Below are 25,097 nucleotides of genomic sequence, written 5' to 3'. Positions count from 1 at the left end.
TCCAACCTTTCTCTCAATTCCAAAAGTGAAAACTTGATAAACGACTCCCTAAAAAGAAGTTGATAATAATGATCAAAAATGCATAGACCTGTGTCCAAGCATACATGGTAGTATGTAGTTTTCCCTTTCGATATCCGAATAAAATCAAACAATAAATTAATAAGGATATAAAAGAACCTATAATTTTAGCATCAAAAATGGAAAAATGATCAAATGATGCAAAGCCCCATTGCAATCCTAGTATTAAACTAATAAGTAAAAATGGAATACCTGTTAATAATGCACTCGACATTCCTTTTTGAGCTTGGTCCAAAGAAGGTAATCTTGTCCATTGTTTTGTCCATTTCTTTTTCTTAAGTACATTATAAAGGATTAAATACAATGTGGAGAAAACAAATGACAAAGAAAATGCTACATATGACAATATTGCGAACGTTATATGAATAATAAGCAACTCAGAAATAAGTGAATCTCCTACCGGCGACTGTGCAATCTGATTTGGCGCGAATGTATGAATGGAAATAAAGATAAAACCAATCACATTCAGAAAAAATACCGGCAGATCGACACGATATAAGCAATGTAACAATATCGAAATTGTTACTAATAGCCATGCATAAAAATAAATGCCTTCAAATAAAGATAATATTGGAAAACGATGTGTTTCTGTAATATAAAGTCCTAAAAATACAGACTGCATCACCCAAACAATTGACACTAACCAGAAAGCAATCCGATGAGCCTTCGCGTCTTTATTGAGATAATCTATAAAATAAAAGACAAGACTGATTGCATATAAGACGGTCATTGCTTCATGCAGCCTTGCCATTGTCAAATCAGCCATAACCGACTCCTTTTCAATAATTGTTTCTTAAAAGAAAAAAGCGTCCTCGCACCTATCAGTTTACCACATAGATACGAAAACGCCTTCTAAAAAGTCCTCTAATATGACAATTTAGCATCAGTTGTTTGTGCTTCTAATACTAATTTTTGCATGCGTTCTTTTTCATGAAGTTGTTGTCTTTGAGCTTCTTCTTCAACTGCTTCTTCAATCCCAAAAATTTGTTGGAATAACGCGAGTTGCTCTTTCGATTTTTGAGAGCCAGCCATTTCTTTTGCTTGTAAAATTGGTTCTTTTAACAATTGGTTGATAATCGATTTCGTATGCTTATTTAATACCTTTTTTTCTCGTTCTGTTAAATCAGGCATTTTATTTTCAATACTTTGCATTGTTTCTGATTGAATACGAGCAGCTTTTTGACGAAGTGCTGCAATAACAGGAACTACGCCTAAAGTAGACATCCAATCTTTGAATTCATCGATCTCACTATCGATCATAGATGTAATTTGTTCAGCCGCACGTTGACGTTCAGCAAGATTTGCTTCAACAATCCCATGTAAATCATCAATATCATATAGGAAAACATTTGGTAGATCGCCGATTCGTGGATCTAAATCACGCGGAACAGCAATATCCACCATGAATATTGGTTTTCCTTTACGCAAACGTTCTACAAATTGCATCAAGTCATAATCAATGACATACTCTGTCGCACCGGTTGAACTGATTAAAATATCTGCTTCTAATAGTACACATTGTAGCTCGCGCATAGACTTTGCCGTACCGTGGAATTTTTCAGCTAGCGTTTCAGCCTTTGAGAATGTACGATTGATAACGGTTACTTTTCCAACACCGCTTCCGTATAAATTTTCAGCAGCCAATTCACCCATTTTTCCAGCGCCTAATATGGCAATATGCTTGTTAGACAATGATCCAAATATTTTCTTTGCAAGTTCCACGGCAGCGTAAGAAACAGAAACTGCATTTTCACCAATAGCCGTTTCGCCATGGGCACGTTTGGCAAAGGTAATAGCTTGTTTAAATAATTTATTATACACAGTACCAGTCGTACCAATTTCTTGAGCCTTTAAAAAGCTACCTTTGACCTGTCCTAAAATTTGAGTTTCACCTAACACCATTGAGTCAATTCCTGAAGAAACTTTGAATAGATGCATAATTGAGCTATCTTCTTCACGAATATATAAATGCGATTCAAAAGTGCTGACTGGAACTTTAAACCAATCCGCTAAAAATTGTTTGATATAATAACGCCCTGTATGCAATTGATCGACAACTGCATAAATTTCAGTACGGTTACATGTTGAAACGATTACATTTTCTAATATACTTTTTCGACTTTGTAATGCTCTCATCGCTTCGGGAAGTTGTTCTTCCATAAAGGAGAATTTTTCGCGAATTTCGACGGGCGCTGTTTTATAATTCAAGCCTACTATGATGGTATGCATGAAATTATACACCTCTCACGTTCTAATTGACGATTTCTATTATAGCATAAATATCGCTTCATCCCATTTGCAATTATGAACAGGATATGACATAAAATCGACTTTTTTCTTTTATTATTGCTCTTTAGAATTATTATAATCTATATTTTATCAAATCATACCCCTAAGCACAATATTGTTGCACTTATATTGAAATTTCTGATATTGAATGTCCTTTTCAATATTTTATGCATTTGAGCCCATTTCATAAACCTCTTTTTATTTTAAAACTTCTTTTCAACTTTGCAATTGATTTTCACTATAAGTAAGCGCTTTCTGCAAGTAATGTCAAATAGGTGAAGGACTTTAAAAAAAGATCTGACAAATCGTTTCTGTGAGCATTTGTGTACACTCGCTGAATCGGAATTCAAACTGCATTCATCTCACCCTATAGAGAGATGGATCGTTTTCTGCACCTGCTGTTTCCGCTTTCGGTACAAAAAACATCTATACCTGTCGCTTCGCTTTCCTCGCATAAAAGTTTGCTGAATCAAGATAAAAAAGTCAAGAAAATGCATGTTGGAACATTCTTGGCTCCTTTTTGTTAGCTGAAACAATATTCTACTTTTATATCTGTATGAACAGCAGTACCTCTCTTCTCCTTTAGATCCAAGCAACCTGTAGAGGTTATAGGGATACTGCCTGTAATACCGACTAGTTCTACTGACACCCATTGGAGATGAAGCCCTAATGAGTGAAGCTTCACTTTATCCCGCATTAACGGGCAGTAAGCCCCCGGTTTAGAGAGAAAAGAGAAAGATAGGTGGGGATCAACTGCCGCATGCGCCCGATTGGTTCGGGCCAACAGGATGTTGGTCACTCAAGTGTTGCCACAGGACGTGGTGCTTTTAACCTGAGTTCCTCTATTTCAGTGGGGGATGAAGAAAACCCCCACTGATGGAAGCTTCATTTTATGTAGTCATTACATTCTTTTCTCAATCTCTTCCCAAGCTTCCTCCACTCCCATTCCCAGTTCAGCTGAAAATAAGATGAGTGGATCACTTGGGTCCATATCGAGGACGTCTTTGACTATTTTTTTATGTTTGGCATAGTTTCCTTTTTTAATCTTATCTGCTTTTGTCGCTATGACGATCGTTGGAATATTGTAATGTTTTAAAAAGTCATACATCATACAATCATCATCCGTTGGTTCATGGCGAATATCAACGATTTGTACGACCGCTTTTAACACACTTCTTCCTGTTAAATATTGCTCGATCATTTTGCCCCATGCTGCCCGTTCAGATTTTGATACTTTCGCATAGCCATATCCGGGGACGTCCACAAAAAATAATTGTTCTTCGATTTTATAGAAGTTTAAAGTTTGGGTTTTCCCTGGCTTTGAAGATATACGAGCCATACTCTTTCGGCCAATCATTCGATTTATAAAAGAAGATTTACCGACATTAGAACGACCTGCTAGAGCGAACTCTGGCAGACCGTCATCCGGGTATTGAGATGGTCGAACAGCACTGATGACCATCTCTACATTATGAACTTTCATGAAATCCCTCCGTCTAATGCTAATTCCAATACTTCATCCGCATTTGACACGAGCTTAAATGTGAGTCCCTTACGAACACTTTCTGGAATATCATCAATATCACGTTCATTGTCTTTCGGTAAAATAATGGTTGTTAATCCTGCGCGATGAGCTCCTAGTGATTTTTCTTTTAAACCGCCAATCGGTAGAACGCGCCCACGTAAAGTAACTTCTCCTGTCATTCCTATTTCACGTCGAATTGGACGTTTAGTAATAGCAGAAGTAATGGCCGTCACCATTGTCACCCCAGCTGAAGGTCCATCTTTTGGTACAGCCCCTTCTGGGACATGGATATGGATATCATGTGTATCAAAGAAATCATCCTTCACACCCAATTCATCTGATTTTGAACGCACATAAGATAATGCTGTTTGAGCAGATTCTTTCATGACATCTCCTAACTTACCAGTCAATTGGATCTTCCCTTTTCCTGGAGTAAGTGAAACTTCGATCTGAAGCGTATCGCCACCAACAACGGTATAGGCTAAACCTGTTGCAACACCGATTTGGTTTTCTGTTTCAGCTTGTCCATGATGGAATCGATGCTTTCCAAGAAACTCCTCTAAATTTTTCGAAGTCATCACCACTCGCTTTTTATCACCTGAAACAATCTTTTTGGCTGCTTTTCGGCATAGTGAAGCAACTTGACGTTCTAAGCCTCGAACACCTGCTTCTCGAGTATAATAACGAATCAAGTCAAGCACTGCATCATCACGAATTTGTAATTGAGATTTGGTCAAACCGTTTTCTTTCATTTGTTTTGGAATTAAGTGCTTTTTCGTAATTTCTTGTTTTTCGACTTCTGTGTAACCAGCAATTGAGATGATTTCCATACGATCTCTTAAAGGGCCTGGGATCGTGCTTAAATCATTTGCTGTTGCAATAAACATTACATTGGATAAATCATATGTTTCTTCAATGTAATGATCGCTAAACGTACTGTTTTGGTTAGGATCTAATACTTCTAACATGGCTGCAGAAGGATCACCACGAAAATCATTCGACATCTTATCAATCTCATCCAGTAAGAAAACAGGATTGATCGTACCTGCTTTTTTCATGCCTTGGATAATGCGCCCTGGCATTGCGCCAACATACGTTCTTCTGTGACCACGGATTTCGGATTCATCACGCACTCCACCAAGTGAGATCCGAACAAATTTCCTATTCAAAGACTCCGCGATTGACTTAGCTAAAGATGTTTTTCCCACTCCTGGTGGTCCAACTAAACAAAGGATTGGTCCCCGCAGAGAATTGGTTAATTGTTGGACAGATAGATATTCTAAAATCCGTTCTTTTACTTCTTCTAATCCTTCATGATCACGATTTAGAATTTTTTCTGCTACATGAATATCACGACGATCCTTCGTTGCCGTACGCCATGGTATAGTAAGAAGCCAATCCAAATAATTTCGAATAACGCCACTTTCTGCAGAAGCAATTGGTATTTTCTCGTAACGTCCTAATTCTTTTAACGCAACATTCATCGTGTCTTCTGGCATATCCGAAGTCTCAATACGTTTTTTTAGTGCTGCCACTTCAGCTTGCTTGCCTTCACGATCGCCTAGTTCTTCTTGAATGGCTTTCATCTGTTCACGTAAATAAAATTCCTTTTGCGTTTTTTCCATTGCACGCTTTACTTTCGTATTAATCTTCTGTTCAAGATTTAATACTTCTTGCTCGTCATGTAGACGCTGAATTAAGATTTTAATCCTCTCTTTGACATCTATAGCACGAAGGATTTCTTGTTTTCCTTGCATTTTTAATGGCAAATAGGAGGCGATTGTATCAGCAAAACGTCCCGGTTCTTCAATATCTGCAACCGTTTCATAAGATTCGTTTGAAATTTTACTAGAAGCTTTAGAATATTTTTCAAAATACGATAATAATGTTCGCATCAATGCCTCTGTTTCAATATCTACATCTTTTGAATCCACTAAATTTTCTAAGTTAGCAGACATATAGTCATCATGTTCTAAACATTTCTTTATCTTTGCACGATTGAGACCTTCTACAAGTACTCGCACTGTACCATTTGGTAATTTCAACATTTGCTTGACATAGGCAACTGTTCCCACTTCATATAAATCCTCTTCAACAGGATTTTCGACACTCATTACTTTTTGTGTGACAAGAAAGATCAAATTATCATCTGCCATCGCTTTTTCCAATGCAACAATAGAGCGTTCACGACCTACATCAATATGTAATAATATCGTTGGGTAAACGAGTAACCCTCTAAGTGGTAAAAGTGGTATGTCCTTCGTTCTTGTTACTTCTGTCATACGAGTGAACACCTCCAAGTGATTTCAAAATATCTTATCATAGTATCTTTTGAACATTGTTATTTACACAATAAGTATGTTACAGAATGCTCGTTTCATGCACAGTAAAAGTTTATTAAAGCAACTCGTTCTGCCTTTAATAAAGCTTAATGAATACCGTCGATATTTCATCAGTTTTATTACAAATAGACGTTTCACAAAAGAATAGATAAAGTGAAACTCCATCAGCGGGGGCTTTCTTCATCCCCACTGAAATAGAGGAACTCAAGTTAAAAGCGCCACGTCCTGTGGCAACACCTGAGTGACCAACATCCTGCCCGAACCAATCGGACTTTTACAGGCAGTTAATCCCCCATCTATCTCTCTCATTTCTCTCTAAATCTTGAGATGGGGATCTTACTGCCCGTTAAAGCGGGATAAAATTTTCTCATTCTGGTAACGTTTGAAAGCACAACAATTATTATAGAATAACGATTTGATTGATTAAATTGATTTTTCTTTCGTTTTATGAATGGAGTGGCGTCCCTAGAGTCTCGTTTTTTAAAACGCTTCGTGCAGGTTGTTAATACGGTATAAAAAAATGGCACCGAACAAGTGCTGATTGGCACTTGTTCGAAGCCAGCTTTTCAATCAGTTCTTATGCAGACGTTTTTTTGTTGCCTGGCTCTAACTCTGTACCATCTTGTAAAAGAAGTTTCGGCCGAGCTTTTTCTGTAACTGTTTCCTTTGTAATAATACATTTTGCAATATCATCACGAGAAGGTAACTCGAACATGACATCCAGCATAATATTCTCAATAATGGAACGCAAGCCACGTGCACCCGTTTTACGTTCGATCGCTTCTTTTGCAATTTCATATAGTGCATCTTTATCAAATTCGAGCTCAACATTATCAAGTTCTAACATTTTTTCGTATTGCTTTGTCAATGCATTTTTTGGTTCTGTTAGAATTTGGACAAGTGCGTCCTCATCTAATTGTTCTAGACTAGCCAATACTGGTAAACGACCAATAAATTCAGGGATCAAACCGAATTTAAGCAGATCCTCTGGGATTAAATGCTTCATCAAATCTTTTTCATCCATATTATGTTTGGTGTTATCGGATCCAAAACCGATCACTTTCTCACCCATACGACGCTTGATGATGGACTCAATTCCATCAAAAGCACCACCTACGATGAATAAGATATTCGTCGTATCAATTTGGATAAATTCTTGATGTGGATGTTTGCGACCGCCTTGTGGTGGGACGCTTGCAGTCGTACCTTCAAGAATTTTCAATAGGGCTTGTTGAACCCCTTCACCAGATACGTCACGCGTAATAGATGGGTTTTCAGATTTACGAGCTACTTTGTCAATTTCATCGATGTAAATAATTCCTTTTTCAGCACGTTCAATATCATAATCAGCTGCTTGTATCAGTTTAAGTAAGATATTCTCAACATCTTCTCCAACATAACCCGCTTCTGTTAATGATGTAGCATCCGCAATAGCAAATGGCACATTGATAATGCGTGCTAAAGTTTGCGCTAATAATGTTTTACCGCTACCAGTTGGTCCGATTAATACAATATTAGATTTTGACAACTCAACATCATCAATTTTACTATTTGAGTTTATGCGTTTGTAGTGATTGTATACAGCTACAGATAACGCTTTTTTCGCACGCTCTTGACCGATGACATAATCATCCAAAATGTCTAGTATTTCTTTTGGCTTTGGTATGTCTTTTAGCTCAACTTCCTCTTCAGTACCAAGTTCTTCCACTACAATTTCAGAACAAAGTTCAATACATTCATCACAAATATATACTCCAGGTCCTGCAACTAGTTTGCGAACTTGTTCTTGCGGTTTGCCACAGAATGAGCATTTTAAATTACCTTTTTCATCATTAAATTTGAACAATTATTTCACCCCTACTCAAGCAACAATGTTACAAGATTCTATCTATATTATCAAATGTTATGAACTCTCGCTACAATATTACTTCTCAATATGTATAATTCTAAATTTTCTAAATTTATAGTAAGAAAACAAGGTACGGATTTAAAACCCGTACCTTGTTCAGGTTTACTCAAAATCAAATGTATTATTCAGATATTTTAGCATTTTCTACCAGGAATTCAATTGTTTTACGAATTTTAACATCATGTTCAATTACACTAGTACCGCCTAAAACTGATTTAATTTGTTCTACATCCATTTTGAATTGTTCAGCCATTTTTTCTAATTCAGAGTTAATATCTTCTTCAGTTGCTTCAATTTTTTCAGCTTCAGCAATCGTTTCAAGAACTAATGCCACGCGAACGCGAGATTCAGCATCTTCTTTCATTTGAGCACGCAAAGCGGCTTCATCTTGACCTGAGAATTGATAGTATAGATCAAGGTTCATACCTTGCATTTGTAAGCTTTGATCGTATTCTTGTAGCATACGGTTCACTTCTGATTCAATCATTACTTCTGGAATTTCAACTGTTGCATTTTCAGCAGCTTTTTCTACTAAATCATCGCGTAAAGCTGTGTCAGCAGAAGTTTCTTTTTCAGAAACAGCTTTTTCTTTTAGTTTAGTACGAAGCTCTTCTAACGTTTCTACGTCTGGATCGATTTCTGTAGCTAAGTCATCATCCAATTCTGGAAGTTCTTTTGCTTTTACTTCTTTGACAGTTACTTTGAAAGTAGCTTCTTTACCAGCTAATTCTGCAGCATGATATTCTTCAGGGAATGTCACAACTACATCTTTCGATTCACCAGCTTTTACACCTACTAATTGCTCTTCGAATCCTGGGATGAATGAACCTGAACCGATTTCAAGTGAATAATTTTCGCCTTTTCCGCCTTCAAAAGCTACGCCATCTTGGAAGCCTTCGAAATCGATGACAGCAGTATCGCCTTCTTCGATAGCGCCTTCTTCTTTAATAACTAATTCTGCAAGACGATTTTGTTGATCTTTTAATTGTTGTTCGATTTCATCATCAGTAACTGAAGTTTCTTGCTTAGTTACTTCTAAGCCTTTATAGTCACCAAGAGTCACTTCTGGTTTTACTGTAACTTTAGCAGTAAATTTGAAATCTTTATGTTTTCCTAAATCTTCAATTTCAAAATCGATTTCTGGTTGATCAACAGGTTCAATACCAGCTTCGTCGATAGCAATAGGATAATTTTCATTGACTAAAAATTCTAAAGCATCTTGGAATAATGACTCTACGCCAAATCTCTTTTCGAACAATTGACGTGGCAATTTACCTTTACGAAAACCTGGTACATTGATCTGTTTTACAACTTTTTTGAAAGCTTTATCTAAAGCTTCGTCTACTTTTTCAGCAGCAACTTCAACTGTTAATAAGCCAACGTTGCCTTCTTGTTTTTCCCATTTTGCTGACATTTATAATACCTCCAAAATTAAATTCAAATGTTGGACAATTCATTCGTTAATACGACTTTCACAACTGTTTTAGTATATCATAGATAACTATAGTTTCAACTGATTTCATACATCGAACAGCTCAGACTGTTCTTCAAGAAAATTGATAAGGTCTATTAAATCGTAGTCAGTTTCTTTTACCTCACCAAACATAGCATGTACAAAATCAATATAGCCCTCAGCTATTTCCTCTGATAAATAGTGAAACCATTCAAATGGATATGTCACGAACATATGTCTTGTTAATAGATATTGGACCATTTCTAATGCAGATGGTTCTTGTTCTAATTTCTCTTCTACGAGTTTTAAAACTTCCTTAGCAACAGGCATTTCCTCAGGAAATTTTAGATTTTTTGGGTTTACCGTACACATTTCACCAAATTTTCTCACTTGTACTTCTACATCAATTTGTTGTTGAACAAGTAAGTACAATACAAAACTTTGAATCATTGGATGTGCTCGCTTATCTTCAATTATGGCAACCATTAAGTCTTTCAGTGGGAGAAGATTCATATCACGAATAGCTTGTAAATTTTGCAATTGTTGTAAATTTTTTTGAGTAAAAAAAGAATCTGCTTTGAATTGTTCAAACACTTTTTCTAATTCTATTCCACCTGATTGCTCTTTATGTTGTGTATCCGCAACCATTGCATTAAGATTTTGAATCCGAATAAATTTATCTCGAGACTCCGGTGGAATGACATCTTCTTCAAGTAGTGAGCTAATGAGTGTCTCTACCTGTCTAAATTCTTTCAACTCCATTAATACTGTCAAATAAAGCTCCATGGTTTCTATGTATAATTGTGAACCAATAGCCAATAATTTTTCGCAAACCGCTTTCGCTTCTTGGAAATTTCGCGTTTCATACAGGGAAAATGCATAAATACTTAATAGTCCTTCATCATCTTCTGTATATTGCAATGCCTCACGCAATAATTCGACAGCTTTATCGTATTGGTAATTTTCAGCATATCGCTGACCTTCATCAATCAGCTTCTCCACTGTCCCAGGGAACACAATAACATTACCTTGTTTTTGAAGTTTTCCTCTTTTTTTACGCAATTGTGTTCACTCTCCCTACAACATCATAGCATATTTTCAATTGAAGCTGAAACAATTTCATATGACAAAACTTATTGATTCTTCATGTCATATTGAAACGGACAGTATTCACCATTATGGGTGAAAGTGATACCGTTTATGCCATCTAAAATAAGACTTATTTTCTGGATGGATTTTTATTTTCATATTTTGGACCAATTGAAATTTACTATAATCTTCAGGATCAATTTGTTGTGAGATATGCAGTCTTCCGCTTCCATCAAATGTGATCAATCCTTCTTCATATAAAATAGCATGATTGGCACATAGAAGAATACCGTTATAAGGATCGTTTTTTTCTTCTAATAGGCTGTCTTTGATCGGTTTCGCATGAGTAGCTCGCATCAGTGCTGGAAGATGAATATCACAAATCGAACATCTTTCTTGCCACAATGTTCGTTGTTGTTCTAAAAAATAGGATTGTTCTTGTTGTAAATGCATTTTTACTTGTGCATCTATACGATCTAGTAGAGAAAAAAGAGGATTGGTTTGTTGAATGTCGTCGATAGATAATGATAATTGTTGTTCTTCATTCTTCTTATTCAGGGAACGAATGATATGTGAAAAAGTCAATGTCATTTCTTCGCTGCATGGGTATAAATAGCCGCTGTTTCCACTAGCATCATCTTGAAAAGCAGAATATTTTGCTGGCAGTAGGGGATGGATTTCCTGCCAAAAATCACGAATGATAATTGGGATCTCTAAAGGGTAATAGGTAGTCTGAACAACATGACCTTTTTCCTCCGTCTGTAAACGAAATAGAACCGGCTTCACTTCTTCTCTGCAATCGCTTTGTGCCATGCTCATTGCAACGATCGCACCCTTTACATAATGAAAAATAAGATCTCCTTTTTTCACCTGTTTCATTCGTGACCAAAAATGCGGTTCTAGACCTGCCTTATCATAGATGGGTGACCAAATAATTCCCAAATCCTTATCCTCTTCATAGGTTTCCCCCTGCATCACGATAAAGCTACGCATCTAAAACACTCCTTGCTTCCATTTACTTTCTATCCCTATTATAACGCTATCAGATTGGATAGGAATGAAAGATTGTCTCAAAAGTAAAAATAGTATGCAGCCTAATTTTTTAAGTATACAGCCAAACTCTCTATATTCTCCTGTTGCTATGACAAAAATACGAACTCAACCATAAAAAGAAAATCCGAACTAATGTGAAATTCTAATTAGAATTTCGATTCATCGTTCGGATTTTTTATTAGCTGAAATACTTTTGTCTTAGTTTTCTATTGATGATGGATTACTTATATGTTTTATATTCGCGTTTATTCATACCAAATGCGTAGAACAAAACAGTCATAAGTGCTAAGAAAATCATTCCTACGATCAATGAAATACGTGTATCATCATTAATCCACATGCCCACTAACACGATTAATAAGAAAATAATCGTTAAATAATTACTTACCGGTGCGAAAGGCATTTTAAATGGATGCTGTGCCATTTCTTTTGCATGGACTTTTCTAAAACGGATTTGACTAAGTAAAATAGCAAACCATGGTATCATGCCCGGTAACACACTTGCACTATACACATAAACAAAAAGCTTAGATGGCGCAACAAAATTCAAAATAACGCCAACAGCTAGGCCGATTAAAACAGCAATTGTGCCCCAATAAGGCACACCATTTTTAGACACTTTTAAGAACATTTTAGGTGCTTGTCCGTTTTCGGCAAGCGTATAAACCATACGACCAGCACTGTAAATACCACTATTACATCCAGACATGGCAGCCGTAATCACAACAAAATTGATAAAGCCTGCTGCGACTGTAATACCAACCTTTGCAAAGGTTACCACAAATGGGCTACCTACAGCTTCTAGTTCATCCCAAGGATAAACAGTAACAATGACAAAAATTGCACCTATATAGAAGATTAAAATACGCCATATAATAGATTTTGTCGCTTTGGTAATCGTTTTTTGAGGATCTTTTGCTTCACCAGCTGTAATACCAATTAGTTCGACACCTTGATAGGCTCCAATGACAAGTGATAGAGCAAAGAAGAAACCTTTTATCCCCCCTGTAAAGAATCCTCCATGTGACCATAAATTTGAAAAGCCGATGGCATGTCCACCATTTCCAAGACCAAAGAAGATCAATCCGAAACCAGCGATAATCATTAAAACAATGGTGACAATTTTAATCATAGCAAACCAAAATTCAAATTCGCCAAATGATTTAACAGATACTAAATTAGCAATCCCTAAAATCACCATAACGATGATCCCCGGTACCCATGCTGGAAGATTCGGGAACCAATATTGCATATATGCACCAACTGCAATGATTTCTGACATTCCTACAATGACCCATTGGAACCAATTGCTCCACGCTGTTAAATAACCAGCTAATGGGTGAATATATTCATGAGCAAATGTGGCAAATGAACCTGTTTTAGGCTCGATATAAAGCATTTCCCCCATCGCGCGCATAATAAAATACACAAAAATACCGGCGATCGCATAAGCAAGCATAACAGATGGTCCAGTCCAGCTGATTGTACTTGCTGAACCCATAAATAGACCGACGCCAATTGTTCCACCTATCGCGATCATTTGAATATGTCTTGCTTCTAATCCCCTTTTCAATTCTTTATCAAACATTATTATCCTCCTAATGTATGAACACAATTGCATTTTCATAGTTTTATACTTCATATAAAGAACAAATGAGGTCATTTATCTTAGTAATTTCTATATGAAAACAAAAATCACACAAAACTATATTGTGTTATACAACAAGTTTATTTATGTCATTAATTTTAAACAATTTCTCCGGAAAATACAATTGTATTTTCTAAATATACACTGTAATTATATAAAAAAGAGCATAACTCAGATCGTCGTTGGTTTCATCTTACTCATTTCTTTTAAAAAGAGCTTACAAAAAAGACACGAACGTTGGTTAGCAACATCCGCGTCTTTTTAAGTTATTTTGATTAGAAATACATACTTTTTCTTTTAAACACTGTTGGTGATTCTATTGGCTTATTTAAATGAAATTTTTCTTCAAATATTAACGCGAGATAAAATACTCCCTACTATCTGACTCCCTTAAACCAAAAATAAATTTTTTGATAGATAGAAAGATTACGATCAATTTGTTCTCGGATAATATGATAATTACGCAATAACTCCGTCGAATCTTTTGTAATAGGGCTGTAGCGAATGGATTGATAATCCTCCATAGCCCTTCTGAAAGGTTTAACCATATCTATTGGTAAAACTGCTAACCAGCTATAAAGTGATGGATCTGGCTTTGCGAGCTTTAAAATATACATAAACTGTCCTTCTAATATAGCAATAGGAGCCTTCGCTGACATTATTGGATCATCCGATTGTAACGCTTTTTTCCATTTATGCAGTTTGTGCCGATTTCGATAGACATACCAGCTGATGAAACAAATAAGAAGAAGCAACAATATACTGCCTACGAATAAAAGTTTTTTCATCACAGGCCACTGATTATTTTCTTTTTTTGGTGCTGGTTCAATAGTTGAATCTTTGTCTGTAATTACTTGTTGTTGACTTGTTTTCTTTTCTCTCTGTACAGATTGTTGCGGAATAGAAGAATGCACAGATTTTTGATTTGTAATTGCTTTAAGTGTCTCCACCTTTGGCATTTTATTTTCATATCCAGGTGTTACTTCAACGGGGATCCATCCCAACTGATCGATATAAATTTCAACCCATGCATGTGCTTCTTTACCTGTTACTGCTATATCCGTATAGGCCTGTTTATGTTTCATTAGGCTTGGTGTCACTAGATAACCTTCTACATAGCGTGCCGGAATACCCAAATAACGAAAGGTTAACGTCGCTATGGTTGCGTAATGCGGACTATAGCCACGTTTTGTATCTTCTAATGTATATTGTACGAAATTTTTCCCTTTCGGAAGTTCCCCTGCATTTTCATCGTAGCGTAATTCATTTTTCACAAACTTTTGAACTTTTTTCATGGCTGTTTCATAAGGCAAACGTTCTTTTGGACGATCTCCATAATGAGTTTGTAGAATAGTACGGTCCATTTTTGTCATGGCAATATATTGTTTGTAGACAAATTCATTGTAATGACCTTCCATTGCAAAGAAATCATCCGCCTTACTTGCTTGTAATTTAGAAGCTGTAATAGGATAGTGCACACGTGCGGCAGATGCAATTTTATAACGATAATGTTCTGCTTTTGTCCACGTGTTTTTTTCATTTAATCCATCATGTTCAAACCCTAATGCCATTGGCTGTGTTGCTAATTCATAGGGCGTATAGCTATATTTTGTGGATACACTTTTCGGATATATGCGTACTTCTGAAAGTGGCGATTTTTCAACTAGCTGAAAAGTTTGAGCCAATAATGTATCGCTACTAAACGATTTTTCACGAAGACCATGTAATAGAGCTTGCTCTTTATAATAGATTTCATTGGATAATGGTTGCCATTTATTTTGATCATAACTCGCACCAACAAAACCACGTAAATATAGGGAAGTCGGTTTTTCCATCATGACAGTCATCGCTACTTTATCCGTTGTTTTTGCCTTTGCTAGTTTTTGCATATCACCATTTGTATGCCAATCGATTTTTTCACCACCATACTGCCATTGCTCCCATAATGCCTTTGTATGAGTCATCATAAAACTTTCTTTTTGCCATGTTGGCTGCTTCATAAGAAATGCTAGTCCAATAATCATACATGTCATCACAACAGTAACTGTACCGAGTTGAAACAATACATTGATTTCTAATTTGGGTTGTTTCATTAACCAAATAACTAAAACTAATGTGATCACAATGGCTGCATTGAGTAACCAGTGGAGTGAGTGGATACTTATCATTTGCCAAGTGAATACTAAAAGCGCCATCACTATATAAATAACAGATGACACTCTCTTAATGGACCATTGCATCATATAGGCAAGAAACACTGTGATTAAGCAAATGGTATAAAAACTCATACCTTCCTTGACATCATATTGTGTCCAATCATACCCCATAGTCTTTCCTACAGTTTCTGCCGCCTCATTATAAAGCGTCGTCAGTCCACTGAGCCAAAGAGGAAATGAACAAAGTACCACTAATAAAAAGCCGAGTTTTGTATAGCGAAATATTCGTTCTTCTTTTTTTTGCCATTCGAGAATCATTGCAACGATTGTAAGAACAACAAGACCTATATATGACATACTCTTGATTTGAAAAAGTTCTTTTATAGCACTATAAATACTGGCTAAAAAACAAAGTATCGCAAACCCCAATAGAAGATGCCTATTTTGCTGTTCTTTCCAATCGAACGATATTGTTTTTTTCATTGAAGTGGCATCTCCTTATAAAATGACCGATGCAAAGCGTTGATCCATTGTTTCTTTTGTAAAGTCAAATGGTGTGCGGCAATCTGTCTCCGATTGTTGATAACGAAGCGCTGTTGCTGAAGCAGGTACACTCTCATCTGCTACGATAGCAATACACGAACCAAATGATTTTGGCATCGTCACCTTTTCCCCTTGTAATAATTGCCATGCAATATGTCCTAACTGCTGCGATGTAGAGCATTCATAACGTATCCCATTTATCTCTATAAAAGCGAGTTTTGTTTGTTGCATACATGCATTTAACAATGAAAAAAGCATTGATAGCATCGTATCGTATTGTTCTGTATCTTTTCTTTTTTCAATATAGAATGCCACCGCAGATTGTTGCTGCTCAAGATGTTCTTGCACAACTAATTCATCCTGCTTTGCGGACAATTTCCAATGAATCTGTTTAATCGAATCGCCCATTCGGTATGGACGCAATCCTAATCTTTCAGACGTTGATCGCAGTGTTTGTTGTTGCTGCAATACTGGAATTTCTTCTACTGTATCGAATGGCGAAATAATTTGAATCGGAAAGATTGTGGGCCAGCTTATGAACGAAGTAGCTGTTTGAAGTGGATACACTGTTTTACTCCACGGAAAAACGCCCTGCTTTATAAGATGTTGTAATGTAATATGCCATTGCCCGCAACTTTGGGCTTGTACATCTATCGTAAGTACTTTTTCGTTCTTCCTGCCAATCGATAGTGGCAATACCTTTGTCATCATCTCATTGGTTAATCGATTTTCCGCTTGTATGGATAACAATGCCTTTGCAACCGGCAACAGACTGTGATGTTTTAGTTGTATAGTTAGTGGAATATGTTGATTCCTTTGTACTTCACTCTGGATTGAGATCGTAGCAGAGAAAGTATGGCTCACTAATCTTTTTATCAAGATATCAACCAAATTCCAAATAATCCAACTGATAAACAGAACAAAAAAGAAAGTATCCTGACTAAATAACATGAAGAGAGTTAATATAATCATAATTGAGAACCAATAACGCCATTTCATATCATAGTCCCCCTAGCTTAACTGCTCATCTGGTGAAGGTACAGCATGTACAATCTCTTCTAAAAGTTCATTGGCAGATTGACCCCCTTGATGAAGAACAAGACGGTGTGCACATGTATCTGACCAAATAGCTAAAATATCTTCAGGAGTTACAAACGATCGATTTTCTAAAAATGCATGCGCCTTTGCCATTTGACAGATTGCAAGCGCTCCACGAGGACTAATACCTTGTAAAATTTGTGCATGATTCCTCGTTGCCATCGTTAAATTTGTAATATACACGAGTAACGCATCATCAATATGAATAGTTTGCACTTGTTGTTTCAACATCAATAATCGCTTTCTATCAACGATCTGTGCCACTTCATCCAAAGGCTGTGTTGTCTGACGATCTTTCAATAGAGCCACTTGACTTTCAAAATCAGGATAGCCCATTGATATTTTAATCATGAAACGATCTAGCTGTGCTTGAGGCAGTGGCTGTGTTCCCGCACTTCCGAGTGGATTTTGCGTTGCCATTACGATAAAAGGTTGTGGCAACTCATATGTCACACTATCGACAGTTACATTTCCTTCTTCCATTGCTTCAAGTAAAGCAGATTGCGTCCGACTCGATGTACGATTGATTTCATCACCAAGCACAAAATTCGCCATAACAGCTCCCTTATGATAAACGAAACCATTTTGCCCCTTATCAAAATAATTAAACCCGACAATATCTGAAGCGGTTACATCTGGCGTAAACTGAATACGATTAAAAGATATTCCCATCGCTTTACTAAAAGCGAGTGCCATTGTCGTTTTCCCTACTCCTGGAAAATCTTCAAGTAAAATATGACCACCCGCCAAAATGGCCATCAGTACTTTTCTTGTAACCTCTTCTTTCCCTCGAACAACGCGATTGACTTCATCTAATAACTGTTGTGTGTCCATCATGTATCTCCTTTTGCTGTATTCCTTCTAGCAGCTCACTTGTTAAAATAATTCGTGGCTCAACTGGCTTTGCTAACTGATTTGCTGCTGTCGTATAAAAATGATTATTCATAAAAAAGCAATGTGGTTCTTCAACCGCTGGTATATGTCCATCAAAGAACAATCCACAACGATCGGATACTACTGCCGCAAATTCAATATCATGTGTAACAATGACAATGGTTAACCCTGCCCTTTGCAATTCCCTTAATAGAAAGATGATCTCCTGTTTTGCCTGTGGATCGAGCCCTTTTGTTGGCTCGTCTAAAAGCAATAAGCGTGGCTGATAAAGTAATAGTTTTGCAAGCGCCACCTTTTGAAGTTCACCACCACTTAAATCCTCAGGATGATGTTGCAATAAATGTGCAATGTTAAGTCTTTCGCTGCATTGTATAATACGTTTTTGGCATTCCTCTTTTGTTAAACCATGACGCTTACCAAACCGTTCAAAATCTTTCTCTATAGTCGATTCTAAAAAAAGAAGTTGCGGATCTTGTGGTAGCAATCCGATTTCTTGCTGATATATTTTTTTATTAAAGCGAATACGCTCATGATGCAAATAAATTTTTCCTTTATAAGCCCTTAACTGTCCTGTTATCGTTTGTAAAAGTGTGGATTTTCCTGCGCCATTGCCTCCTAACAAACTAATAATTTCTCCTTCGTATACGTTTAACTGTACATCTCTCAAAATATCATCTTGATAACGATGGTAACGAAAAGAGAGATTCTTCAATTCTAAGATGATATTTTCCTGTAAAATATGTTTTATCACTGGTGGACGCAACATGAACGATTTATTTTTCAAGCGAGCCAGCCCCTGTTGTATTGTTAAAGCAGGCTTTTTTTCCGGATCTAATGTTAATGAAAGTTGCACAACTGCTGGCAAATAGCACTGCCATGCCGGAACTTTCTTTGCAAAATGATGAAAAAATGATTCGCTAGAACCTTGTATTAGAATCTGTCCTTTTTTCATAAAAACAAATTGCGTTGTATAAGGTAACAACTCCTCTAAACGATGCTCCACAATGACAATCGTCACACCTAGTTCTTGATTAATGCGCCCAAGCATATTCATCAACTCTTTTGCAGCAATCGGATCAAGTTGTGCAGTGGGCTCATCTAAGATCAACAGCTTGGGATGAAGTACAAGCACGGATGCCATATTAAGAAGTTGTTTTTGTCCTCCAGATAAATTCGATACTTTTTTTCGAAACCAATGCTGAATACCGAAGAAATTAGCCATTTCACCGATGCGCACTTTCATTTCAACCGTTGACAGTCCCAGATTTTCAAGCCCAAAAGCAAGTTCATGCCATACATCCTCAACTACTATTTGATGATCTGGATTTTGATAAACAAATCCAATATCGCTCACTTTCTGTTTTTCATTTAAGTTTGAGAAAGTTTTACCTTCATACAATATCTCACCTACTACATTGCCATTGACTAATGATGTAGGCTTCATTAATTTTAAAAGTGTGGATTTTCCCGAACCAGAAGGACCAAAAATCGTGACAAAAGCACCTTCATCAATTGATAAATCGATATGTTGTAGAATATACTGCTCCTCTGAATAACTATAACTTACATCTTTGAGCTGTAATAATGCCATATGATTCTCTCCTTTAGTTCAAGCATGACCGGTAATAGTGCCATTATGAGGCTGACTACTAATATGATGGTTGAAACTTGCATTTCTTTTATTTGTGGAAAATAATAATAGGCTATATTTGGATATATAACGAAAAAAAATACCATAATAATGGCTAAACTGACTAGTAATACGAAGTCTGAGATATGCCAAGAATACAAATGAAAAGTTGTTTTATGTGGTAAATGATATCCCCTTGCACGCATGACATCACTCTTATGGAAACATTGATCAAATGTCCAAATAACCGCCTCATAAAAGGTTTTCACCCAACCAACTAGTCTATCAAAAGAGCTGGCTGTTGCATAGTAACCAATCGTTTTTTGCACGGCATGCATACGGTAGAATCGTTCCTTACAGAGTGGTACAAAGCGGATCGCCATTGATAAACCCATGCCAAGTGTAGGCCATATAAGGCGTCCTACAAATAACAACTTATCCATTGGTAAATCATGGATCGCATTTCGATAAACAAAACTAATAGTTGTGACAAGACCTCCCAATGCCATTGACCAAATCAGTGACTCTTTTGTCACCGGCTGATCATTCCAGAAAAATAACGGAGTGACACCATTATGCTTAAAGGCTGCACTAGCTAAAACGATTAATAGTGTGACAAGAGCATCATACAAAATATTAGAAAAGGTTCCTTTTCGTCCATACAATAAAAAGCTATATATTATGGAAGACAATAGAACAATAACGATTAGCAATGGATGTTTTGTAGCACTTGCAAGTACTAACAGCACGCTATAATAGAAAAGCACTGCTAAAGGATGAAACGTCGCAAAAGCCATTACATGCCACCCCCGATATCGTCACCTAAATTTGTTGTATATAAAAAGTCAATCGTGTCGCCATCCCTTAATCGATAACGACTGACACCCACATTTGGAAATTTACCGTTGACTTGATACATCCAACCACTACCCTCTCCAGCTGAAAATTCATATAAATAATTGATGCCTTGGATATAAGCACTTTTGTAAATATTTTTATCTGCTCCTTGATATTCCATTTGGATTCTTTCTTGTCTTGTTGCACGTTGTAAAATATCAAAAGCTGTATCGTCTTTTCGTAACACATATTTTGTCGGTTTTAAAATAACCCCATTCTTTGGGATATATCTTCTAAGTTCAGGTTTTACACGATTTTCATGTCCAACAAGTGTGGTTGCTTGGATTGATACTGTTACAATTTCAGAATCTGGACGAATATCATCCGCATGCGTCATATAATATTCATCTACAGATTGGATCTTCGTCCCTGAAAACACAATACTTAAAATAACAACGATAAATCCTACAATAAGTAGATCTTTTTTCATTCCTCATCATCCTTTTGACGACGTTTTTTGATGATGAAGCTCATGCCTAAAACGATTACTACAACCACTAGAAGAACTGTAATTACACGTTGACGTCTTAAGCTGTTAATCTGTACCTCTGCTTTTTCCACATCTTCATACTGTATTACTTGCTTACGATCATTAACCGGAAGTGCCTTGTAACGTGCAGTAATTTCTTTTACAGCTTTAGCATCACTCCATTTTAAATCTTCAAATGGATATAATTTATCTAGTATTTCTTCATTTAGAGAAGCAATTTCTTTTTTTAGTTTGTCAATTTCCTGCTGACGTTGTTGCAATAATTTCTTTTCTTCTGAAAAATCAGACGCATTATCTGCTTGTTTCCACTGTTTTAAATACTTTGTAACAGTAACCTCCTGTTCAGTCGAAGGCTTTTGTCGAACAAGTTCAGCTACTGCAGCCACATCTTGTTTTGTAATGGCGTTGTCTTTGCGTCTATTTTGATGGAAATAACTTGGCGTCGTCATTACCCGTTTAGTTTGTTTTTGATTTGCTGTTAATGAAGCTGTTTTGAATGGAATTCTTTCCTCTGTAAGTGTATCTTCTAACAGAGCATAGTTATCAACATAACTGCGTTCAGCGATTGGTACTTTTTTATACAATACAAGCGCCTGCTTTGCTAGGTCTGGCTGATTCTTTAACTTAGCGATTGCTTGTTCTACCTCATAAATCTTATTTTTTACTTTTGTTGTTTGTTCATCTCGAAAATCGTAGAGTGTACGATCTCCCTCTATATATCGAAAAAGTGCTACGAACGCATAAAGCGCTTGCTCACTCGCCATTGAATTTGACTCATCTGGTTGCGATGTTGGATTGTTTTTGTTATAGGTTTTCGCATGGATAAATCCACCGTCTCCTTGGCGGTATTTCATCATACCATCCACTGAGGAGTGCGTATTTTTTATAAAACGTTCATCTCTTTGTGGATCAATATGTAAAGATGTAAGCGCCACGACAACTTGTGCAGTGCTCTCTAAGTTGGACTTACCATCGCTTTTATAGTCTCCATCCTTTTGTTGCTGTTTGCTTAACCATAGAAGTGCTTCATCAATAACATGTCGTACTGACTTCGTGACCTGCTTACCTGCCTGTTTGTTTGTATAATGATAAGTTTCTTCACTATTGTAATAAGGAGCTAAGGCGGTAATTGCCATAGCTGTCATATCGACATCTGACTTTTTTTGATCGAATGCAAAGCCACCCTCCTTTAATTGCAAGGCTAAAATACGTTGAATAATTTCTTGCCTCGTATCATGCGCATCTTTTGGCACTTCATAGCGCATTGCATCAAGAGTGATCAATCCCCAAATTAAACCATTGATCCCTTGCGTGCCTAAATCCACTGTTTTTCCACGATTATACGTACCGTCCGCAATTAAGTTAATACCATTGCCAACATTTGTTGCATCTCCACCTGATGCTAAATATGCAAGGGCAATTCGATGCCATTCAGTTGCTTTTGTTTCACTCAGCTTATTTTTCGTCGCATAACGTTCAGTGACAATACGATCAATCATAGCAGTATAAGCCATATAGTCATCATCGTAGCCAATGCGTCCCATACCGATGGGATACCAGTCTGCGATTGTATTCCCTGCATCTTTCAAATACGTATTGCTGAAAAGGGGATCATCTACATTTTGCCCGATGCTTTGTTTTTTCCAATCAATCACTTGTTCAATGATTGATTGAATATCTTGATCTGTTCGTTCACTTGCTTGTACTGCATTGTTGGTATAAAAAAATCCAACAAATGCTAATAACATAGCTACAATAAAATTACCATTCTTTCCCCCAAGCATCCCCATTTCCTCCTGTTGTACTCGCTCCATTACTATTATTGCCTTTTATCCCTGATCCATTGATATCGCTACCATAATGTAATGTGTAACGAATGCGTATAATATCACCATCTAAGAAATAGGCATCTGAAAATCCATAGTTAGGATAATCACCATTAATGCTATACATCCACCCTGAACCATTGGCAATATCAAATTCGCCCAATGAATTTGGATCATAATTCGTTTCATCATAATAAGATGATGATTTTTTTACAAGTTGCGCTAAGTCTAACGGAATCCTTAAGTTTTGCGACATTCCCTTTTTGGCAATTCTCGCTAAATAGAAATTACTATCAAGTGTACCTGTATTTTGATACGTAAACCCGTATTTACGGAGTAACTGATCTAAAACATAAGAACCTTTTTCTCCTTCGTGAATATCAATGGTTGTTGGTTTAATCAAATATTTTAATCCTACAGTAGAAGCTTCGACACTAATTGTCGCTTGACCGATTACTTTTCCCTCATCCACATTTTTAGCATAAACGGTATAGGTCTTAGTTGTAATCCGTCCTTCTACATCCCATGCCTTTATGACGATGGTATTTTTCCCTTCACGTAGTTTTAATTTATAACTTGTTTTTTCGCTATCATCCCATATAAAGCCAACCCCTTGACCGTTGACCTTTACTGAAACACCACTTGCTTGTATTCGTTTACCATTGGCATCACTTGCGCGTACAATAATATTTTTGATAGATCCACGAACCTGAGTACCATTTTTTAAATCCGTAACAATGGTTGGTCCGTTTTTATCATTTGGTACAGTTTCCTGTGAAGTTTCTGTTGGTTCGGCATAATAAATCGTATATGTTTCTTTGTCGATTTCACCATCTGACTTTGCACTCAATACAACTATATTTTTTCCCTCTCTTAAAAGGTCAAAATATACATCATTCTTTTCCTCCATCATTTCACCGTTGAGTGAGGCAGTCATAGGAATCGCCTTTTCTTTAACTGATGCTGTTGCATAAAATGTTAGTTCAGCCGATGTTACTTGTTGATTTTTCAAATCTGTTTCAAAATGGATGCGTGCTTTTTTCTTTTCATACTGTACGATAATAATCTTTTTGACTTGTTCGCCGTCTTTTTTAGCCGTAATGACAAATTTGTTATAGCCGTTTCGTAACGATGCTTCATATTGACCATCGTTATTTTGAACAAGTACTTCCCCATCCAATTCTACATGTACATCAAATTGTTGCTCATTAAAGTATGCATTGGCATAAAAACGAATCACTTGATCATTCGTTTTTTCCTCTTTTAGATTTGTACGAATAACAAGTTTATTTTCTTCATAATAAACGGTATAGCTACGTTCCACATTCGGTGTTCGCGCATCATTATAGGTGACTCGGATAGTGATCGTATTTTTGCCTTGTTTAAGTTTCACTTGCCCTGCAAAATCTTTTATGGTGACATCATTTACGATAATGGATGTTTGTAACACTTTTACTTTTGCATTCTTTTGTGTAATGGAAAAATGATAATTTGACTGACTAACCGTTTCTCCATTTTGAATCGACGTTGTAAAATACGGATTATGATCTTCTTCTCCTGCAATAATTTCTTTTGAATCGGCTTGCTTACTTTGATGGTTGCCCGCTTCGTTAGTTGTATTTATTTTCTTTGATGGCTTTTGATGATTTCCTGAGTCTTGGTCTGTTTGTTGTGCTGATAGATCGCTGTTATCTTTTTTGCTTTGCCCATCAATTGGATCATTGTTTATCTTTGTTTGCGTGCGTTGTTGTTCAGAGCGTAAATGATTTGTTTTCTTAGGATCTTGTTGTTGATCTTTTGTGTCTGGATCACTTGTATTTTTAGTGTCTTCCTCTTCATCAGATGATTGATGTCTATTTGATCCACCGTTCCCACTATTATTAGTTGTGATTGTGCCGTTCACTGCTGATAAAGATAAAGGCATTTTCGATACATTTGTTGCTTCCGAATCCAGCACATCATCATACTTTTTAACATCTTGTCGATTGAAGAAAAATAGTAGGAAACTAACTGCCATCACTATAGCTGCTAATCGAATGAACCGCTGTATCCACTTATTTCGATACATGTTGTCACCTCAACATCTTAAAAAAACTTTAAGCCAGTGCAACTGACTTAAAGTATAAAGATTATTTTATCCCACATTATCAGGCAGGAAGACCCCACCTCAAGGTTTA

18 protein-coding genes are annotated in these 25,097 nt (G+C 36.6%); all 18 read right to left on the bottom strand.

The features are described 5' to 3' along the window. Nucleotides 1–13 precede the first annotated feature (13 nt). Nucleotides 14–844 carry a cytochrome c biogenesis protein CcsA gene (ccsA, locus tag FEZ13_RS01415; protein ID WP_146551171.1) on the bottom strand — a complete coding sequence of 277 codons (831 nt, stop codon included), beginning with the start codon at nt 842–844 and terminating at the stop codon, nt 14–16. Nucleotides 845–942: 98 nt separating this feature from the next. Continuing rightward, complete coding sequence (gene hemA / locus FEZ13_RS01410; protein WP_146551170.1) at nt 943–2,307, bottom strand: glutamyl-tRNA reductase; 1,365 nt, start codon at nt 2,305–2,307, stop codon at nt 943–945. 583 nt (nt 2,308–2,890) lie between these two features. Beyond that, entirely contained in the window at nt 2,891–3,064 is a 174-nt protein-coding gene (locus tag FEZ13_RS19250) for a hypothetical protein (RefSeq protein WP_186725717.1), read from the bottom strand. A gap of 204 nt (nt 3,065–3,268) precedes the next feature. Then, entirely contained in the window at nt 3,269–3,850 is a 582-nt protein-coding gene (gene yihA, locus FEZ13_RS01405) for a ribosome biogenesis GTP-binding protein YihA/YsxC (protein WP_146551169.1), read from the bottom strand. Then, on the bottom strand, nt 3,847–6,174 hold the full coding sequence (lon, locus tag FEZ13_RS01400) for an endopeptidase La (protein WP_146551168.1): 2,328 nt from the start codon (nt 6,172–6,174) through the stop codon (nt 3,847–3,849). The genes yihA and lon overlap by 4 nt, the downstream gene beginning before the upstream one ends. Nucleotides 6,175–6,811: 637 nt before the next feature. Next, nucleotides 6,812–8,080, bottom strand: a complete 1,269-nt coding sequence (gene clpX, locus FEZ13_RS01395; RefSeq protein WP_146551167.1) for an ATP-dependent protease ATP-binding subunit ClpX — start codon at nt 8,078–8,080, stop codon at nt 6,812–6,814. Between the two features lie 184 nt (nt 8,081–8,264). Further along, nucleotides 8,265–9,557: a trigger factor gene (gene tig / locus FEZ13_RS01390; protein WP_146551166.1), complete on the bottom strand. Its 1,293-nt coding sequence runs from the start codon at nt 9,555–9,557 to the stop codon at nt 8,265–8,267. Between the two features lie 105 nt (nt 9,558–9,662). Beyond that, complete coding sequence (locus FEZ13_RS01385) at nt 9,663–10,658, bottom strand: tetratricopeptide repeat protein (RefSeq protein ID WP_146551165.1); 996 nt, start codon at nt 10,656–10,658, stop codon at nt 9,663–9,665. 114 nt (nt 10,659–10,772) lie between these two features. Then, entirely contained in the window at nt 10,773–11,678 is a 906-nt protein-coding gene (locus FEZ13_RS01380; RefSeq protein WP_146551164.1) for an HNH endonuclease, read from the bottom strand. Nucleotides 11,679–11,958: 280 nt separating this feature from the next. Further along, nucleotides 11,959–13,326 carry an amino acid permease gene (locus tag FEZ13_RS01375; RefSeq protein WP_146551163.1) on the bottom strand — a complete coding sequence of 456 codons (1,368 nt, stop codon included), beginning with the start codon at nt 13,324–13,326 and terminating at the stop codon, nt 11,959–11,961. A 437-nt stretch (nt 13,327–13,763) separates the two neighbouring features. Continuing rightward, entirely contained in the window at nt 13,764–16,025 is a 2,262-nt protein-coding gene (locus FEZ13_RS01370) for a transglutaminase-like domain-containing protein (RefSeq protein ID WP_146551162.1), read from the bottom strand. 15 nt (nt 16,026–16,040) lie between these two features. Then, entirely contained in the window at nt 16,041–17,084 is a 1,044-nt protein-coding gene (locus FEZ13_RS01365) for a DUF58 domain-containing protein (protein WP_146551161.1), read from the bottom strand. 12 nt (nt 17,085–17,096) lie between these two features. Beyond that, nucleotides 17,097–18,017 (bottom strand): AAA family ATPase, encoded by a 921-nt coding sequence (locus tag FEZ13_RS01360; RefSeq protein WP_146551160.1) that lies wholly within the window; start codon nt 18,015–18,017, stop codon nt 17,097–17,099. Further along, nucleotides 17,992–19,668, bottom strand: coding sequence for an ABC transporter ATP-binding protein (locus FEZ13_RS01355; RefSeq protein ID WP_146551159.1), 1,677 nt, complete (start codon nt 19,666–19,668; stop codon nt 17,992–17,994). The genes FEZ13_RS01360 and FEZ13_RS01355 overlap by 26 nt, the downstream gene beginning before the upstream one ends. Then, entirely contained in the window at nt 19,641–20,504 is an 864-nt protein-coding gene (locus FEZ13_RS01350) for an energy-coupling factor transporter transmembrane component T (RefSeq protein ID WP_146551158.1), read from the bottom strand. Before FEZ13_RS01350 ends, FEZ13_RS01355 begins: the two co-directional genes overlap by 28 nt. Beyond that, nucleotides 20,504–21,034, bottom strand: a complete 531-nt coding sequence (locus tag FEZ13_RS01345; protein WP_146551157.1) for a DUF4430 domain-containing protein — start codon at nt 21,032–21,034, stop codon at nt 20,504–20,506. Before FEZ13_RS01345 ends, FEZ13_RS01350 begins: the two co-directional genes overlap by 1 nt. Further along, nucleotides 21,031–22,878 carry a prenyltransferase/squalene oxidase repeat-containing protein gene (locus tag FEZ13_RS01340; protein WP_146551156.1) on the bottom strand — a complete coding sequence of 616 codons (1,848 nt, stop codon included), beginning with the start codon at nt 22,876–22,878 and terminating at the stop codon, nt 21,031–21,033. Before FEZ13_RS01340 ends, FEZ13_RS01345 begins: the two co-directional genes overlap by 4 nt. Next, on the bottom strand, nt 22,856–24,988 hold the full coding sequence (locus FEZ13_RS01335; protein WP_146551155.1) for a DUF4430 domain-containing protein: 2,133 nt from the start codon (nt 24,986–24,988) through the stop codon (nt 22,856–22,858). Before FEZ13_RS01335 ends, FEZ13_RS01340 begins: the two co-directional genes overlap by 23 nt. Nucleotides 24,989–25,097 lie beyond the last annotated feature (109 nt).

It is taken from the genome of Rummeliibacillus sp. SL167, from assembly GCF_007896505.1.
Classification (GTDB): domain Bacteria; phylum Bacillota; class Bacilli; order Bacillales_A; family Planococcaceae; genus Rummeliibacillus; species Rummeliibacillus suwonensis.
This window is presented reverse-complemented; position numbering and strand designations above follow the sequence as displayed.

Coding starts and splice junctions, on each gene's coding strand:
- lon (WP_146551168.1), bottom strand. CDS start 6,174: ATGACAGAAGTAACAAGAACGAAGGACATACCACTTTTACCACTTAGA.
- FEZ13_RS19250 (WP_186725717.1), bottom strand. CDS start 3,064: ATGCGGGATAAAGTGAAGCTTCACTCATTAGGGCTTCATCTCCAATGG.
- FEZ13_RS01345 (WP_146551157.1), bottom strand. CDS start 21,034: ATGAAAAAAGATCTACTTATTGTAGGATTTATCGTTGTTATTTTAAGT.
- FEZ13_RS01370 (WP_146551162.1), bottom strand. CDS start 16,025: ATGAAAAAAACAATATCGTTCGATTGGAAAGAACAGCAAAATAGGCAT.
- FEZ13_RS01340 (WP_146551156.1), bottom strand. CDS start 22,878: ATGCTTGGGGGAAAGAATGGTAATTTTATTGTAGCTATGTTATTAGCA.
- tig (WP_146551166.1), bottom strand. CDS start 9,557: ATGTCAGCAAAATGGGAAAAACAAGAAGGCAACGTTGGCTTATTAACA.
- FEZ13_RS01380 (WP_146551164.1), bottom strand. CDS start 11,678: ATGCGTAGCTTTATCGTGATGCAGGGGGAAACCTATGAAGAGGATAAG.
- FEZ13_RS01350 (WP_146551158.1), bottom strand. CDS start 20,504: ATGGCTTTTGCGACGTTTCATCCTTTAGCAGTGCTTTTCTATTATAGC.
- FEZ13_RS01365 (WP_146551161.1), bottom strand. CDS start 17,084: ATGAAATGGCGTTATTGGTTCTCAATTATGATTATATTAACTCTCTTC.
- FEZ13_RS01355 (WP_146551159.1), bottom strand. CDS start 19,668: ATGGCATTATTACAGCTCAAAGATGTAAGTTATAGTTATTCAGAGGAG.
- yihA (WP_146551169.1), bottom strand. CDS start 3,850: ATGAAAGTTCATAATGTAGAGATGGTCATCAGTGCTGTTCGACCATCT.
- FEZ13_RS01375 (WP_146551163.1), bottom strand. CDS start 13,326: ATGTTTGATAAAGAATTGAAAAGGGGATTAGAAGCAAGACATATTCAA.
- FEZ13_RS01335 (WP_146551155.1), bottom strand. CDS start 24,988: ATGTATCGAAATAAGTGGATACAGCGGTTCATTCGATTAGCAGCTATA.
- FEZ13_RS01360 (WP_146551160.1), bottom strand. CDS start 18,017: ATGGACACACAACAGTTATTAGATGAAGTCAATCGCGTTGTTCGAGGG.
- ccsA (WP_146551171.1), bottom strand. CDS start 844: ATGGCTGATTTGACAATGGCAAGGCTGCATGAAGCAATGACCGTCTTA.
- hemA (WP_146551170.1), bottom strand. CDS start 2,307: ATGCATACCATCATAGTAGGCTTGAATTATAAAACAGCGCCCGTCGAA.